Here is a 17478-nt window from a genome sequence, read left to right on the forward strand (position 1 = left end):
TGAAAAACAAAACCCCAACGACATTCTACGAAAAAAACAAAACACAGGTTTCATTTTAAGCCTGTGTTTACTTGTCTTTATTTTCTTTATCAATAGCGCCTCTGCCAGCTCAGTAAAACAATTGAAGAGGCAACAAATAGACGAAATTTTATTTAATATTCATGCTTATTATGTTGATGACTTAGAATTACAAAATAGCATGCATATAAAATACAACAATCATCAATTTGAACGCTTATATTCAAAGCTCGATCCTTATTCTAAATACCTCGACGAGCATGAACTCACTGCATTATTTGACAACACAAACGGTCGTTACACAGGTCTTGGTATTGAAGTTAAAAATATTGACGAGCAAATGACTATTATCGATGTTGTTAATAACTCTCCGGCCAAAAATGCAGGGATTTTACCTAACGATATTATAATTAGTATTAATAACCATACTGTTGCAACACTTACAATTGACCAAGTAGCTGCTTTAATAAGGGACAGTAAGTTTGCAAGCATTCACTTAACAGTGCAACGTAATACAAATAAAACCCATATACCTTTTGATGTTACCCGCACCCAAATAGATTTAGAAAGTGTAACCAGTCAGCTTTTAGATACCGGCACTGGCTACTTAGCTATCAATAGCTTTTCCAATCACACACTACATGAGGTAGCAATACAAGTTGCAGCCATGCAAAATCACTATGGTTACCCACTCAAAGGACTGGTCATCGATTTACGCGACAATCCTGGTGGCACCTTAAAAAGTGCTGTGGCAGTATCAGACCTGTTTTTACAAAGCGGCACTATTGTAACCACTAAGGGGCGTTTTTTTGATGCAAATCAAGCCTTTTACGCCAAGCACGGTGATGTGTTAAAAGGTGCACCAATTGTGGTACTCATAAATGAAAACTCGGCTTCAGCAGCTGAAATTTTAGCGGCTGCTTTAAAAGATAATAATCGTGCAAAGATTGTAGGAAGCCAGTCATTCGGTAAAGGCTCTGTTCAATCTCTCATCCCATTAGGTGACGGTAATACAGCCTTAAAACTGACTACAGCAAAATACTTTACGCCTTCAGGTAAATCAATTGATGGTGTAGGAATAACGCCCGATGTGGCGATTAATCAAACAAACCTTTCACAAAACAATAAAGCCGTTATAATAAAAAACGAACAGACTAAAGGTACTCAGCAATTACTTTCAAGTAATTTGGCTGATTTACAATTAGTTAAAGCAAAACAGTTGCTCAGTATGCAATAACATTCGCTTTATTTAGAGCAACTTACTGAGCTTAATAAGATAATAAAAATTATAAATTTGAAAAATATTAACGCAAGCATTATAACGTGGCTTTTATTAGTCACTTGCTTTGTCTCTTTTGATGTTAAAGCGAAGCAAATAGCAATCGTAATTGACGATATAGGCTACCATCAAAGAGATTTAGAGTTCTTAACCTTACCGGGGCAATTGTCATATTCAATTTTGCCTCACACCCCCTATTCGCAAGCTTTTGCTTCGCTAGCGAGTCAGTCAAATAAAGAGCTATTACTTCATGTGCCCATGCAGGCGCTAAATGGGAAAAAACTAGGCCCCGGCGCGCTTACATTAAGTATGAGTAAAGAGCAGCTCCAGCAAACTCTAGGCACTGCCTTAGCTAGTCTGCCACAAGTTAAGGGCGTTAATAATCATATGGGCTCAGCACTAACACAACAAAGCCAAGCTATGAAATGGACAATGGAAGTGCTTAAAAAACGCCATTTATACTTTTTAGATAGTCGTACCACAGATTTAAGCCAAGCTCAAAATGCGGCAAACTTTTTAGGTGTTGCTAATATTAGCCGCCAAGTATTTTTAGACAACATTATCACCCCCGAGCAATTGCAGTTAAGGTTTGATGAATTAAAACAGCAAGCAACCGATCACAATTTTGCCATTGCTATCGCCCACCCTTATCCTGAAACTATTGATTTTTTACGTGAAGCGTTACCACAGTTAATAGATCAAGGCTTTGAACTTGTGCCGGTTTCGCAGCTGGTTGAGCGTAAATACATTCAGTTGGCGCAGGCTGAGGGCAAAGGGGTTAGTGCTCGATGATATGTACTTTAATAAGGAAATTATATGTATAGCAAACATGAAAAATAACTAATTTTTTTCCTTGCTGATTATTTTCTGAATCATGGTAAAGAAATACAAACAATTAACTCCATAGCCAAAGCTTTTACTCTGAAGCTTCAATTAACAAGCTACGTAATTTTCATTTAATAAAATTTATTGTTGCTGAAGTTATAGAGATTTCACCTACCATGATTTCTGAAAGAGAAAAATTAAAAGCCCCACCCAACTATTTTCAAACTTCAAAAGTATGGTGGTTTAGTAAACCTTGGGCTGTCGCGTTAACTACATTAATTATAATTTTACCAGCCATAAAAACATATATAGATATTCTCAGTTACTTATTTAAAGTAGAGCCGGTTATCAATTTTAGCACTAGGCAGGTGAAAGCTTACGGCCGTAAACAAAAAAGCCCCGCATTTTCATGCAGGGCTTTTTAAATTTTGCTGCTTGAGCTGTGTTTAGCTCATAGCGCTTTGTAACTTTTTCATCGCTGTTTTTTCAAGCTGACGAACACGTTCGGCTGATACACTGTACTTTTGTGCCAGCTCTTGAAGAGTCGCCTTATCATCAGACAACCAACGTGCGCTAACAATATCTTGCGAGCGTTCATCAAGTGTTTTAAGTGCGCTAAATAAACGCGTATGCGCCTGCTCTTTCCACTGTTGTTGTTCAACGTCGTCAGCCAGATCAGCTGCACCATCCGTTAAATATTGTACTGGAGAGTAAGTACTTGTTGGTGCGTTATCATCGTCGTCACCTGTCAAGTCGAAGCCCATGTCTTGGCCGCTCATACGCGATTCCATTTCACGAACTTCATTTTCACTCACACCTAACTCGCTCGCAACAGTGCTAACTTCTGCTTGGTTAAACCAACCTAAACGCTTTTTATTTTTGCGAAGATTAAAAAACAATTTACGTTGTGCTTTAGTTGTCGCAACTTTAACTATGCGCCAATTTTTAAGCACAAACTCATGAATTTCTGCTTTAATCCAATGAACTGCAAACGATACTAAACGAACTCCCACTGTAGGGTCGAAACGCTTTACCGCTTTCATCAGGCCTATATTGCCCTCTTGGATTAAGTCTGCTTGTGGTAAACCATAGCCCGAGTAGCTTTTAGCAATATGTGCTACAAAGCGTAAATGCGACATAATGAGTTGCTTGGCAGCACTAAGATCGCCTTCTTCCTGAAGCCTTTTAGCAAGCTCTTGTTCTTGTTCAACCTTAAGCATAGGAATAGTGCTTACCGCTTGAAGGTAACCGTCCATGCTTGCGCTTTGTTGTCCGACTGTAAGTGCCATTGCGTATAAATCTTTACTCATTTTTCACCTCGGTGATAAACATTTGAAACCATCTTAGCACTCTTTAACCAAGAGTGCTAACCCCAATTTAAAACTTTTTTTAATCATAAATCAAGAGGTTTTTTTGCGTTATTTAAGTCTACTATAAGCGGCTGAATAAGTGATGAATTAAAGGGATGCAAGAGGTTCACCTCATCGCAGCACCTCATTTATAACTTATTACCTTGAGGAGAATAGTACACAAACATGACAGTTTTAATAAAGGAGGTACTACCCAACCCGATAGCATACGCATACCGAGCAGGGTTAGTTCACTTATATGGTACATAAGCATCGAACGACTAATAGATTCGAATTATACTTTATCGGGTTCTATTTCTTTAATGTATCGATTTACAGAAAGATACGAACCAATAAAGCCCAAGCTTGTTGCAAGTAAAACTAACAGGCCAAACTCTTTTAATGTTAAACCAATTAACGAAAAACTTGTTTGGTAAACACCCGCTACACTACTAACAGCAGAAGATAGCCACCACATCATTAAAGCAACCGATATAAAAGCAAATAGCCCACCGATAACACCATACCAAATACCGGTCCATAAAAATGGTGCATGAATAAATGTATTAGTAGCCCCAACTAATTTCATTACTTGTATTTCTTCTTTTTTATCCATAATAGATAAACGAATAGTATTACCAATAATAAGCGTGACTGAAGTAAGTAACAGTAGCGTGATCGTTATTACACTCTCTTTTAACAAACTCAACAATGCATTTAAACGCTCTAACCATGCTATATCGAGCTTACCAAAATCAACCTCACGCTCAGCTTCCAGCTTAGTTAAAAGAGCTCTAGCTGCATTAGGCTGACGATCACGCTTAGTTGGCGTGACCAACACAACATCAGGAAGTGGGTTACTATCTAAGTACTCTAATGCTTGCCCAAACCCCGAGACACTTTTAAACTCTGTAAGTGCTTGCTGCTTTGAAATAAATGCCACACTCTCAACTTCGGGATACAGTGCTAAACGTTTCACCAAAGTTTGTGTTTGTTGCTCGCTCATCGTCTCTTTTACAAACAAAGATATTTCGCTTGCTTCTTCAAACCCGCTACTGACTTGTTGAACATTTTTAACCACTAAATAAAGTGTTGCTGGTAGCGTTAAACTCAAACCTAGTACAGCAATTGTCATCATCGAAGCTAAAGGCGTACGCCACATTTCACCAAGGCTGTGTATTCCTTGACGAAAAATATTAATAATAAAAAAATAACCGCCAGCTAATATAGATTTTTTTTGCTTTTCGTTTTTATTTTGGCGCCCCTTAAATAGTAAGCTCATAAAACCTCCTGCGCTAAGGGGTCTTGAAGCATTCGCCCGTCTTTTAAAGTTAAGCTTCTATATTTCATACGCGCAACCAAGCCTAAATCATGAGTGGCAATAAGCACGGTTGTACCGTGTTTATTAAAATCTTCAAATAATCGTAAAATTTCCATCGAAAGTTCAGGGTCAAGGTTACCTGTTGGCTCATCGGCCAATAAAATTGGTGGCGAGTTAACTATCGCGCGAGCAATACCTACGCGCTGTTGTTCGCCGCCAGAAAGCATAGACGGGTGGCATTTCACTTTATCAATTAAGCCCACTTTATCGAGCGCCCCATGAACCCGCTTTGCAATTTGATTATGATGAGTACCCTCAATAATTAATGGCAATGCCACATTATCAAATACAGTATGGCGCTCTAATAAGCGATGATTCTGAAAAATAATACCAATGTCACGACGGGCATAGGGAATTTGACGCGAGTTAACCTTATTTAAATCAACACCGTTGATAAACACGTTACCCGCAGATGGGCGCTCCATTAAGCTAATTAACTTTAATAACGTACTTTTACCTGCACCACTGTGACCAGTTAAAAATGCAAGTTCGCCCGGCTTAATATGAAAATTAACTTTTTCAAGGGCCCGATGCCCTCCTGGGTAGGTTTTACTTACTTGCTGAAAATTTATCATTTTTTATTATGCCAACCTCATCATAAACACGAATGCAATTGGTATTCCTCGCAATTAAAAAGGGAGCAAGCTCCCTCTTAGTAAATTAAACGTCGTCCTCATCTTGGCTAAATAACGCATCAATAAAGTCATCACTCTTAAAAGTACGTAAATCATCGATACTTTCGCCAACACCAATATAACGAATTGGAATATTAAACTTATCAGCCACCGCAAAAATAACACCACCTTTTGCAGTTCCATCAAGTTTTGAAAGGGTAATACCAGTTAAGCCTACACACTGATTAAACAAATTCACTTGGCTAATCGCATTTTGCCCTGTGCCTGCGTCAATCGTTAACATCACTTCATGCGGCGCATCAGGGGCAATTTTTTTCATTACACGCGCTATTTTTTCAAGCTCTTGCATTAAATTATCTTTATTTTGCAAGCGCCCAGCTGTATCGGCGATTAATACATCCACTTTACGAGCTTTCGCGGCTTGAAATGCGTCAAAAACAACTGAAGCACTATCAGCGCCGGTGTGTTGTGCAATAACAGGAATACTATTGCGCTCACCCCATACTTGAAGTTGCTCAACAGCAGCCGCTCTAAACGTATCACCAGCAGCCAACATAACCGACTTACCTTCGTTTTGAAATTGCTTAGCCAGTTTACCAATAGTCGTGGTTTTACCTACACCATTCACACCCACCATCAGTATTACAAATGGTTTTTTATCAGTTGGTATCACTAAAGGCTGCTCTGCAGTTTTAAGCATAGTGGCCATTTCTTGTTTCATTAGCTCGTAAAGTGCATCGCCATCTTTTAACTGTTTACGATTAGCCCCATCTGTTAATCGATCGATTAACTTCATGGTTGTATCAACGCCCAAATCGGCAGTTAATAGCTGGGTTTCCAGCTCTTCAAATAAATCGTCATCAATTTTTTTGCCGCTAAATATAGACGCAAATCCAGATCCAATATTAACGCGAGTTTTTAATAAGCCTTTTTTAAGGCGAGAAAAAAACCTTCTTTTTTGGGTTTATCTTCCTTCTCCGCTTTAAGTTTTTCAGCCTCAATACTCGCTTGCTCTAAACGCTCACTTTCAACTTTTTCAGCCGCAACACTCTCTTGTTCTAGACGTTCAGCTTCAGCTTTTTCAGCTGCAACACGTGCTTGCTCTAGACGATCGTTTTCAACTTTTTCAGCTGCAACACGCGCCAGCTCTAAACGCTCGGTTTCAGCTTTTTCAGCCTCAATACGCGCTTGCTCTAGACTCTCGCTTTCAGCTTGTTCTGCCGCAACACGCGCCTGCTCTAAACGCTCGTTTTCAGCTTTTTCAGCCTCAATACGTGCTTGCTCTAAACGCTCGGTTTCAGCTTTTTCAGCCTCAACACGCTCTTGCTCTAGACGATCGCTTTCTGCTTGTTCTGCTGCAATACGCGCCAGCTCTAAACGCTCGGTTTCAGCTTTTTCAGCCTCAACACGCGCTTGCTCTAAACGCTCGATTTCAGCTTTTTCAGCCTCAATACGTGCTTGCTCTAAACGCTCGCTTTCAGCTTTTTCAGCCTCAACACGCGCTTGTTCTAGACGATCGCTTTCTGCTTGTTCTGCTGCAATACGCGCTTGCTCTAAACGCTCGGTTTCAGCTTTTTCAGCCGCAATTCGCTCTTGCTCAAGGCGCATTTGCATTTCTTGTTCGGCTAAACGCTGTTGCAGCTCTAATTGTTTTGCGTGGGCATCAGCTTGTTCTTTTGCCAATAATTCAGCATTTGCTTGTTCAACCGCTAACTTTTCAGCTTGCTCTGCATCGTGCTTCTCAGTTTCAGCGCGCTCTTGCTCTATACGCTCAGCTTCTTGTTGTTCGGCCAACGCTTGTTGGTTATTAGTTTCTTTTACTTGCTCTGCTTGTTTTTCATCTGACTTACCAAAACCAAACCAAGACAGGAATTTACTTTTTTTGCCATACTTGCTAATAACCACTTATAAAAATCTGATAAACTAAAATTTGAAAATAGCTTTATTGTGCTCGGCAATATCTGCCAGCAAAAAAACAGTTCAAAACATTAAGAGCTAAATAGTAACACTTTTAATGCAGTTGAAAAATGAAGCTATACGTAATCTACTGCAATATTATCTGAGCTAGATCCCAGATACCATTTTTTAGTGAGCTAAATGAGAAATAAAACGGCGCAAAATAAAGTAATTAATAAATCAAGTGATGGCTTTATTAGAATTATAAGCGGTCAATTTCGTGGCAGAAAGCTACCAGTAAAGGATGTGCAAGGTCTGCGTCCAACCACCGATCGCATAAAAGAAACAGTATTTAACTGGTTAATGCAAGATACGCGAGATACAAACGTACTTGATTGCTTTGCCGGCTCTGGTGGTTTAGGGTTTGAAGCATTATCTCGTTTTGCTAAAAGCGCTACTTTTATTGAGCTTGATTTATTAGCAGCAACGCAATTAGAACACAATATAACAACTTTAAAATTGCAAAACGCGCACGTAAAAAATATAAATACATTATCGTTTTTAGAACAAAAAAACCTAAATGAACCTTTTGACCTCGTTTTCGTTGATCCCCCTTTTCGTAAAAACCTAGCCCAAATTAGCTGCGATTTTTTAGAAAAGAATCAATGGCTCAGCTCAGAAGCTTTAATTTACGTTGAAGTTGAAAGTGATTTAAACTCATTCACAAAACCAGATAACTGGCTGTTAATTAAAGAAAAAAAGCTGGGCAAGTGTTTTCTAGGTTGTACCAACGCCAATCAAATTAATACTGTTTTACATGATGTGTTTCTGTTAATATTGTCCTTTACATGTGGTGTTGCTTCGGATTACAATACCGCACCATTTTTGAACCACTTGATCAATGTTTGATCAACTTGAGCAACGCTCATAATTTAGGTAGGTGAATTTTTAATGCCAGTAATTAAAGTAAGAGAGAACGAACCGTTTGACGTAGCACTTCGTCGCTTCAAGCGTTCATGTGAAAAAGCAGGAATCCTTTCAGAAGTTCGTCGTCGCGAGCACTATGAAAAACCAACAGCTGAACGTAAACGTAAAAAAGCTGCTGCAGTTAAACGTCACATGAAAAAACTTTCTCGTGATAACGCTCGTCGCGTTAAATTATACTAATATATTAGGTCTTGTATAAATGAGCCTTTTAATAACGCTAAAAGATGCGCAAAAAGATGCGATGAGAGCCAAAGACAAGCAACGTCTTAACCCTATTCGTATGGTACTTGCTGCAATCAAGCAACGTGAAATTGACGAGCAAATAACGCTAGACGACGCAGGTATTACCTCCGTTATAGTGAAGCTTGTTAAACAACGTCGTGACTCTTACACTCAGTACAAAGATGCTGGGCGTGATGATTTAGCTGATATTGAAGCCAATGAAATAGTAGCGCTTGAAACTTTTTACCTCAACAATTGAGTGAAGAAGAAATCATTGCTCTCATTGACGCGGCTATTGCTGATACTAATGCAGCAGGTATGCAAGACATGGGTAAAGTAATGGGTATAATCAAAAGCAAGGCTGAGGGTCGCGCCGATATGGGCAAGATCTCTGGTTTAATTAAGCAACGATTAACTGCCTAATACTCCCACATACATTAAAGTATGATTGAAGTAAACCGAGCCTTGTGCTCGGTTTCTTTGTTTTTAACTTTAATAAAAGTGCTTCAATGTGGTTATTTAAAGATAAAATTATTTATAGCTACTCTGTTTATTTAGCTTTCGTTTTGGTAAGTTAAAGCACGTTATACTCTGCGCCAAGCGAGTATAAAAAGTAAATTTCACATTCGTTATTTTTATCATTATCTCAGGACTGCATTTTACTAATGGCTGGAAAGATCCCACGTAACTTTATAGACGATTTACTTGCCAGAACCGATATTGTCGACCTGATAGACTCAAAAGTAGGTCTAAAAAAAGCAGGTAAAGATTATCAAGCTTGCTGCCCTTTTCATAATGAAAAGTCCCCTTCGTTCACGGTATCTCAAGATAAGCAGTTTTATCATTGTTTTGGCTGCGGCGCTAACGGGAATGCGATTTCATTTATAATGGAATACGAAAAGCTCGAGTTTGTTGATGCTATTGAAGAAATAGCCAGCATGCTTAATTTAGAAGTACCTCGAGAACAAGGCACAAGTTCAGCACCAGAACGCACCGCAGCACAAAAGCGCTCTGATTACGATTTAATGCTCCACACAGCACGCTTTTATCAACACCAATTAAAACACCACAGCAATTCAACGGCTGTAATAGACTACGTTAAGGGCCGAGGTTTAAGTGGTGAAATAGTTAAAAAATTTATGATTGGTTACGCTCCAAGTGAATGGGATGGTTTATGCCTACAGCTTGGCCGCAACAAAGAACAAAAAGAGCAATTAGTTGAGCTAAAGCTCGCTTCAGAAAAAACACCCGGTAGACAATTTGATTTTTTCCGCGACCGCTTAATGTTTCCTATTCGCGATAAACGCGGACGTGTTATCGCCTTTGGTGGGCGTGTAATGCAAGCCGACCAAGGTCCTAAATATTTAAACTCTCCAGAAACCAGAATTTTTCATAAAGGTTTTGAGTTATATGGTTTATATGAGGCAAAACAAGCTCATAAAAAGTTAGACCATGTACTTATTGTTGAAGGTTATATGGATGTGGTGGCGCTTGCTGAACAAGGTATTGAATATGCTGTTGCTGCACTTGGTACTGCAACTACGAGCGAACACATGCACACCCTTTTTAGAACAACAGATAAAGTTATTTGTTGTTACGATGGGGATCGCGCAGGGCGAGATGCAGCGTGGCGGGCACTTGAAAATGCTCTTCCTTATTTGAATGACGGGAAAGCCTTAAATTTTGTTTTTTTACCCGATGGTGAAGACCCTGACTCTCTAGTACAAAAAGAAGGTAAAGAGCTGTTTGAACAACGCTTGAGTGAAGCCGATGACTTTACTAAAGTATTATTCAATAAATTAAGCCTAGAAATAGATTTAACACTCGATTCTGGCAAGGCAAAATTACTTAGTGCTGCACTGCCATTAATAGAAAAAATACCCAGTGAGTTTTATCAAGAAAACATTCTTGAACAACTCGGTCGTTTAATTGGTCGAACACGTGAGCAGCTTAATAGTCGCTTAAAAACACCTAAGCAACAGCACTCTATTGAGCGAAAATTTAAAATAACACCTATGCGACAGGCCATTGGTATTTTAATTCAGCACCCACAATTGGCTAAAAGTATTCCTTATTTGCCCGATTTAGCGCAAATGAGCATAGCCGGTATTGGATTATTACTGCGCCTACAAGAACAAGCATTAGAAAAAGAGAATGTTACCACCGCGCAATTACTCGAATTTTTAGAGGAACTGAAGATTACGAGCCATTAATAAAGCTTGCAACGTGGCAACACGAAATAAATGAAGAGCGTTTAGAGACTGTTTTTCAAAATACTTTTAAATTTATTGAAGATCAGTGTTTAAATTATCGACTAGAGACCTTATTAATAAAGGACAAGACACAAGGTCTCAATAGCGATGAAAGACTTGAATGTCATTTGTTAATGACAGCGTTAAAAGCGACTAACAGCTAGTCAGATCTAATTTTGGCTGTTATACTGTGCTATTCACTGCGTCACATTATTCTAGTTGGCTTAAATGCAAACTACATGATGGCGCCTGTTGTATCAACTTATCAGAGTGGAAGAAAAAATCTCTATGGATCCAACTCCTCAGTCACAATTAAAACTTCTGATTCAGAAAGGTAAAGAGCAAGGCTACTTAACTTTTGCAGAAGTAAATGATCACCTTCCACAAGACATTATAGACTCAGATCAAGTAGAAGATATCATAAGCATGATTAATGATATGGGTATCAAGGTTAGCGAAAATGCGCCTGATGCTGATGAATTAATGATGCAAGAAACAACGACAGACGAAGACGCAGCAGAAGCTGCCGCTGCAGCCCTTGCGACTGTAGAAAAAGAAATCGGCCGTACAACTGATCCGGTACGCATGTACATGCGTGAAATGGGTACTGTTGAACTTCTGACACGTGAAGGCGAAATTGTAATCGCTAAACGTATTGAAGAAGGCATTAACCAAGTTCAGATTTCTGTTGCAGAGTACCCTGAAGCAATCACTTACCTACTTGAACAGTGGGATAAGTTTGAAGCTGAAGAAATGCGTTTAAGCGATATCATCGTTGGGTTTATCGATCCGAATGAAGATACAGCGCCAATTTCAGCAACTAATATTGGTTCAGAATTAAGTGCTAAGCAACTTGACGACGATGATAAAGACGACAAAGACGATGCTGATAGCGACGATGAAGATGAAGAAGAGATAGACACAGGACCAGATCCTGAAGAAGCTCGCATTCATTTTGAAAATCTACGTGATTTATACAACAAAGCACGTGATACGTTTGAAGCTAAAGGTCGTTCGCATCCTGAATCACAAGCAGCCATTTTTGAAATTGGCGAGCTTTTCAGAACCTTTAAATTAATACCTAAACAGTTTGACCGCATGGTAAATAACATGCGTGAAATGATGGACAGAGTTCGCGTTCAAGAACGTCTAATCATGAAACAAGCTGTACAAATTGCTAAATTACCGAAGAAAACGTTCGTTAAGCACTTTGCTAACAACGAAACTGACGCTTCTTGGGTTGATTTAGAAATTTCAGGTAACGAAAAGTATTCAGCTAAGCTTGAAGAAGTTAAGCCAGAAATCATTCGTAGTATTAATAAATTATCTGTTATTGAACAAACAACAGGTTTAAGCATTGAGCGTATTAAAGACATTAACCGTCGAATGAGCATTGGTGAAGCGAAAGCACGCCGCGCGAAAAAAGAAATGGTTGAAGCTAACTTACGTCTTGTAATCTCAATTGCTAAAAAATATACAAACCGTGGCTTACAATTCTTGGATTTGATCCAAGAAGGTAACATTGGCCTGATGAAAGCCGTTGATAAGTTTGAATATCGCCGTGGTTATAAGTTCTCTACTTATGCTACGTGGTGGATACGTCAAGCAATCACTCGCTCTATTGCTGACCAAGCAAGAACAATCCGTATTCCGGTACATATGATTGAAACGATTAATAAACTTAACCGTATTTCTCGTCAAATGTTACAAGAAATGGGTCGTGAGCCAAATCCAGAAGAATTAGCAGAACGCATGATGATGCCTGAGGATAAAATCCGTAAGGTACTTAAGATTGCTAAAGAGCCAATTTCAATGGAAACACCAATCGGTGATGATGAAGATTCTCACTTAGGTGACTTTATCGAAGATACAACCATTGATTCGCCAATCGATTCGGCAACAATGGAGTCTCTTCGAGGCGCAACTAACGATGTACTTGCAGGCCTAACAGCTCGTGAAGCTAAAGTACTACGTATGCGTTTTGGTATTGATATGAATACCGACCACACCTTAGAAGAAGTAGGTAAACAGTTTGACGTAACACGTGAACGTATTCGTCAAATAGAAGCGAAAGCGCTGCGTAAATTACGCCACCCTTCTCGCTCAGATTTACTGAAAAGCTTTTTAGACGCTAAATAATTTAGCGCTACTATATAAACTAAAAAGGCCGCTATAGCGGCCTTTTTTCTATTTGAAGGAAATAACCATGGCTTGGATCCAAATTCGTATTAATGCCAATGCTGCAACAGCTGATGCCGTAAGCGACCTATTAATGGAAGCGGGTAGCGCTTCAGTAACCTTTATTGACGCAAAAGATACCCCTATTTACGAGCCTAAAATTGGCACTGTTGTGTTCTGGGCTGATACCACAGTCATTGGCTTGTTCGAAGCTAATCACGATATGAACGCAGTTGTTGCGTTATTGAAGCGCCATGATGAGCTAAAAGACAATTTAGTATACAAAATCGAGCAACTTGAAGATAAAGACTGGGAACGTGAATGGATGGATAACTTCCACCCTATTCAATTTGGCGAAAAACTATGGATTTGCCCAAGCTGGCGCGACATTCCAGACCCTGATGCAGTAAATGTATTGCTAGACCCAGGCCTTGCTTTTGGCACGGGCACACATGCAACAACGGCCTTATGTCTTAAGTGGTTAGAAAGCCAAGATCTGACGGGTAAAACGGTTGTTGATTTTGGTTGTGGCTCAGGCATTTTAGGTATTGCAGCTATAAAACTAGGTGCAGAGCGTATGATTGGGATAGATATTGACCCTCAAGCGCTTGAGGCAAGCCTTGATAACGCTAACCGAAATGGTGTTGCAGACAAACTCGAAGTATACCTTCCAGAAAACCAACCTGAGTTTACTGCCGATATAGTTGTGGCTAATATTTTAGCCCAGCCACTTCGCGAATTACATAGTGTGATTTTAGGGTTATTAAAGCCAGGTGGTAAAATTGCTATGTCGGGCATATTAGAAGAGCAAGCCCAATCGGTTGCTGACATTTATGCACCGTTTATTGAGCTAGATGACATTGCCGTTGAAGGTGATTGGACTCGAGTGAGTGGCACTAAAAAAGCGTAATAAACTGCACAATCAAATTTAGAGCATTAACTCAAAACATGCATGTAAAGCCTGTATTTAACAGGCTTTACTATTTTTTTACATAATAAAAAATAAACTTATTTTGTTGCAAAAACAAAATGCGCTCAAATTTCGCACAAATAAAGCCATTCCTCATACGGTTATCAAATGTCAATACGAAAAGGGCAAAAAAAGTCACTTTTGTTCAATTTATAGCCTTTGATTTTTGCTAAAAAAACCGTAAACTTAGCGCCCCTTGAAAAGAGGCCTATTGAATATAGTGCGTATCGGTAAATACCAACTTGAGAATAATGTAATTGTCGCGCCAATGGCAGGCATTACAGACAGACCATTTAGACAACTTTGTCGACGCTTAGGTGCGGGCTTAGCTGTGTCTGAAATGCTATCGTCAAATCCTAAGGTTTGGAAAACAGAAAAGTCGATGAACCGTATGGATCACAGCGGTGAGTCGGGTATACGTGCTGTGCAAATTGCAGGAGCAGATCCTGAGCTTATGGCGCAGGCCGCACAATTCAATGTTGCTAACGGTGCACAGATCATAGATATCAATATGGGGTGCCCAGCAAAAAAGTGAACAAGAAACTCGCAGGCTCTGCCTTATTACAGTTTCCTGAACTTGTGGAAGAGATTATTGATGCAGTCGTTAACGCTGTAGATATACCTGTAACACTTAAAATCCGTACAGGATGGGATCCGGATAACCGTAATGGTGTAGAGATTGCGAGAATAGCTGAACGTTATGGCATTGCATCACTTGCTGTACATGGGCGAACGCGCGCATGTATGTACAAAGGTGATGCTGAGTACGCCACGATTAGGGATATAAAACGTTCAGTGTCGATTCCTGTTGTTGCCAATGGTGATATTACATCACCAGAAAAAGCAAAACAGGTTTTAGACTATACGGGTGCAGATGCCATTATGATTGGCCGAGCCGCCCAAGGTCGCCCTTGGATATTTAGGGAGATAGACCACTATTTGCGAACTGGGGAACATTTACAGCCGCCTGCTATTGCAGAGGTGCGCAGTATATTAATGGAGCATTTAACAAACCTCCATTTGTTTTACGGTGAGCCAATGGGAGCGCGAATTGCTCGCAAACATGTATCTTGGTATTTGCAAACCCATGACAGTGATGGTCAGTTTAGGCGAGTATTTAATGCGCTCGACAACCCACAGGCACAGGTCGTCGCATTAGAGCAATACTTTAAAACACTAGCAGCTAACTAAGAAAGAAAGAGACTTAATAATGTTCGAACAAAACGTGACTTCTCCATTTATCACTAACCCTCATGTTCAGTCACACGAGAAACCGCAGCCATTGCGTGATGCAGTAAAAAAAGCTGTTCACCACTATTTAAAGCAGCTTAACGGTCAAGATGTGCAAGACGTTTACGACCTTGTTCTTTCAGAGCTAGAAGCGCCATTACTTGAAGAAGTGATGACATATACACGTGGTAACCAAACTCGTGCAGCAATTTTACTAGGTATCAACCGTGGTACTTTACGTAAAAAGCTTAAAAAATACGGCATGAACTAATACCAATTATATTGAAAGCGTAAGTATTCTAACGAGTTAAACAAGCCCATAACGTCGTTAATAATTTTTTATGTAGAATAACTACACAGCAAAATTTTTGCCTTGTTATAGACTTGTTTTTCTATCGTTATAACTACTTACTAATCCAATACAACTGGTATTATGCAAAAAAAGCACCCTCGGGTGCTTTTTTATGCCTACAACTTATTAACCAAATTGCAAAATGCTCACCCTCATCGGCGCTTTATAAGTCGTTTTTTGAGTTGTAATCAGTTAAAATGCCCGCTTCTAAGCTAGCTCATTAACTGAGGAAATCAAACTACAATGGATACTCATCGTCCCATTCGTCGCGCACTATTAAGTGTGTCTGATAAAACCGGTATTGTTGAATTTGCCCGCGCACTAGAAGCGCAAGGCGTTGATATTTTATCAACTGGCGGCACATGTAAACTACTTGCTGATAACGGCATAAAAGTGTCTGAAGTATCAGATCACACAGGCCACCCTGAAATCATGGATGGCCGCGTAAAAACTCTTCACCCAAAAATTCACGGCGGCATATTAGCCCGTCGCGGACAAGATGAAAGCGTAATGGCAGATAACAACATTTCTGCTATCGACATAGTTGTAGTTAACTTATACCCCTTTGCGAATACAGTCGCTCAAGAAAACTGCAGCCTTGAAGATGCTATTGAAAATATTGATATTGGCGGCCCTACAATGGTTCGTGCAGCCGCTAAAAACCACAAAGACGTAACAATCGTGGTAAACGCGAGCGACTACGACTGTGTTATTGGCGAAATGCAAAACAACAATGGCTCTACTACGTATAAAACACGTTTTGACTTAGCGATTGCCGCCTACGAGCACACTGCCGCATACGATGGCATGATTGCTAACTACTTCGGTAAAATGGTGCCTGATTACACCGAGGAAGCTGCTGTAGAGACTAAATTCCCACGTACTATCAATATGCAGTTCACTAAAAAGCAAGATATGCGCTACGGTGAAAACTCACATCAAGATGCTGCTTTTTATGTTGAAAATGACATTGCTGAAGCATCAGTTGCAACAGCAACTCAATTGCAAGGTAAAGCCCTTTCGTTTAACAATATTGCCGATACCGACGCAGCGCTTGAATGCGTTAAAGAATTTGATGTACCTGCGTGCGTAATTGTAAAACATGCTAACCCGTGTGGTGTTTCAATTGGCGACAATATCCTACAAGCATACGAGCGTGCTTTTAAAACAGACCCTACATCAGCATTTGGTGGCATTATTGCCTTTAACCGAGAGCTAGATGGTGCAACGGCACAAGCCATTGTTGACCGTCAATTTGTTGAAGTAATTATTGCACCGAGTATTTCGAGCGACGCTGCAAAAATTGTTGAAGCTAAAAAGAACGTTCGTTTATTAGAATGTGGACAGTGGACAGGCAAAGCCGCTGGCCAAGATATTAAACGCGTTAACGGCGGTATTTTAGTTCAAGACCGCGACTTAGGCATGGTAACGCAAGGCGACTTAAAAGTTGTTTCTAAACGCCAACCTACAGAGCAAGAACTTAAAGATTTACTGTTTTGCTGGAAAGTAGCTAAGTTTGTTAAATCAAACGCAATTGTTTATGCCCGTGACGGTATGACTATTGGCGTAGGCGCAGGCCAAATGAGCCGCGTATACTCAGCTAAAATTGCAGGCATAAAAGCTGCAGACGAAAACCTTGAAGTTAAAGGTTCAGTTATGGCGTCTGATGCGTTCTTCCCATTCCGTGATGGCATTGACGCAGCCGCAGCCGCTGGCATTACTGCGGTAATTCAGCCTGGTGGCTCAATGCGTGATGAAGAAGTGATTGCAGCTGCTGATGAAGCTGGCATGGCAATGGTACTAACTGGTATGCGCCATTTCCGCCACTAATCACACAAAGGGTTAAACGTTGGTTTAACCCTTTTTGTTTGCTATAAATTCACGTATTCTGATTATTCAATAAC

10 protein-coding genes and 5 pseudogenes are annotated in these 17478 nt (G+C 39.9%); 11 read left to right on the forward strand and 4 right to left on the reverse strand.

Annotated elements, in window-relative coordinates; translation table 11 throughout:
• Positions 1-22 precede the first annotated feature (22 nt).
• Together P4S71_RS06635 and P4S71_RS06640 are read left to right on the forward strand one after the other, a co-directional pair.
• On the forward strand, positions 23-1255 hold the full coding sequence (locus P4S71_RS06635; protein ID WP_442961710.1) for a S41 family peptidase: 1233 nt from the start codon (positions 23-25) through the stop codon (positions 1253-1255).
• A gap of 66 nt (positions 1256-1321) precedes the next feature.
• Positions 1322-2089 (forward strand): divergent polysaccharide deacetylase family protein, encoded by a 768-nt coding sequence (locus P4S71_RS06640; protein WP_373462520.1) that lies wholly within the window; start codon positions 1322-1324, stop codon positions 2087-2089.
• A 479-nt stretch (positions 2090-2568) separates the two neighbouring features.
• On the opposite strand, the gene rpoH is transcribed toward P4S71_RS06640, so the two are convergent.
• The 4 genes and pseudogenes from rpoH to ftsY form a co-directional block, all read right to left on the reverse strand.
• A complete protein-coding gene (rpoH, locus tag P4S71_RS06645; RefSeq protein WP_337150341.1) occupies positions 2569-3432 on the reverse strand; it encodes an RNA polymerase sigma factor RpoH in 864 nt (287 codons plus the stop codon).
• A 334-nt stretch (positions 3433-3766) separates the two neighbouring features.
• On the reverse strand, positions 3767-4753 hold the full coding sequence (ftsX, locus tag P4S71_RS06650) for a permease-like cell division protein FtsX (protein WP_007376031.1): 987 nt from the start codon (positions 4751-4753) through the stop codon (positions 3767-3769).
• Positions 4750-5427, reverse strand: coding sequence for a cell division ATP-binding protein FtsE (gene ftsE, locus P4S71_RS06655; protein WP_096793829.1), 678 nt, complete (start codon positions 5425-5427; stop codon positions 4750-4752). The genes ftsX and ftsE overlap by 4 nt, the downstream gene beginning before the upstream one ends.
• Positions 5428-5512: 85 nt before the next feature.
• A pseudogene (gene ftsY, locus P4S71_RS06660) lies at positions 5513-7101 on the reverse strand (signal recognition particle-docking protein FtsY).
• Between the two features lie 483 nt (positions 7102-7584).
• Between ftsY and rsmD the strand changes: the two are divergent.
• The 9 genes and pseudogenes from rsmD (at position 7585) to purH (ending at position 17404) form a co-directional block, all read left to right on the forward strand.
• Positions 7585-8189, forward strand: a pseudogene (rsmD, locus tag P4S71_RS06665) (16S rRNA (guanine(966)-N(2))-methyltransferase RsmD).
• Between the two features lie 145 nt (positions 8190-8334).
• Complete coding sequence (rpsU, locus tag P4S71_RS06670) at positions 8335-8550, forward strand: 30S ribosomal protein S21 (protein ID WP_002957797.1); 216 nt, start codon at positions 8335-8337, stop codon at positions 8548-8550.
• 19 nt (positions 8551-8569) lie between these two features.
• Positions 8570-9015, forward strand: a pseudogene (locus P4S71_RS06675) (GatB/YqeY domain-containing protein).
• Between the two features lie 242 nt (positions 9016-9257).
• A pseudogene (gene dnaG, locus P4S71_RS06680) lies at positions 9258-11008 on the forward strand (DNA primase).
• A 124-nt stretch (positions 11009-11132) separates the two neighbouring features.
• The gene (gene rpoD / locus P4S71_RS06685) at positions 11133-12983 is read left to right on the forward strand and encodes an RNA polymerase sigma factor RpoD (protein WP_007376024.1); all 1851 of its coding nucleotides are present in this window, start codon (positions 11133-11135) and stop codon (positions 12981-12983) included.
• A gap of 67 nt (positions 12984-13050) precedes the next feature.
• On the forward strand, positions 13051-13932 hold the full coding sequence (gene prmA / locus P4S71_RS06690; protein ID WP_182193906.1) for a 50S ribosomal protein L11 methyltransferase: 882 nt from the start codon (positions 13051-13053) through the stop codon (positions 13930-13932).
• A gap of 280 nt (positions 13933-14212) precedes the next feature.
• Positions 14213-15183, forward strand: a pseudogene (gene dusB, locus P4S71_RS06695) (tRNA dihydrouridine synthase DusB).
• Positions 15184-15202: 19 nt separating this feature from the next.
• On the forward strand, positions 15203-15493 hold the full coding sequence (gene fis / locus P4S71_RS06700; RefSeq protein WP_002957804.1) for a DNA-binding transcriptional regulator Fis: 291 nt from the start codon (positions 15203-15205) through the stop codon (positions 15491-15493).
• A gap of 324 nt (positions 15494-15817) precedes the next feature.
• Positions 15818-17404: a bifunctional phosphoribosylaminoimidazolecarboxamide formyltransferase/IMP cyclohydrolase gene (purH, locus tag P4S71_RS06705; RefSeq protein WP_337150342.1), complete on the forward strand. Its 1587-nt coding sequence runs from the start codon at positions 15818-15820 to the stop codon at positions 17402-17404.
• Positions 17405-17478 lie beyond the last annotated feature (74 nt).

The sequence above is a fragment of the Pseudoalteromonas sp. B62 genome, from assembly GCF_037162565.1.
Lineage (GTDB): Bacteria > Pseudomonadota > Gammaproteobacteria > Enterobacterales > Alteromonadaceae > Pseudoalteromonas > Pseudoalteromonas fuliginea.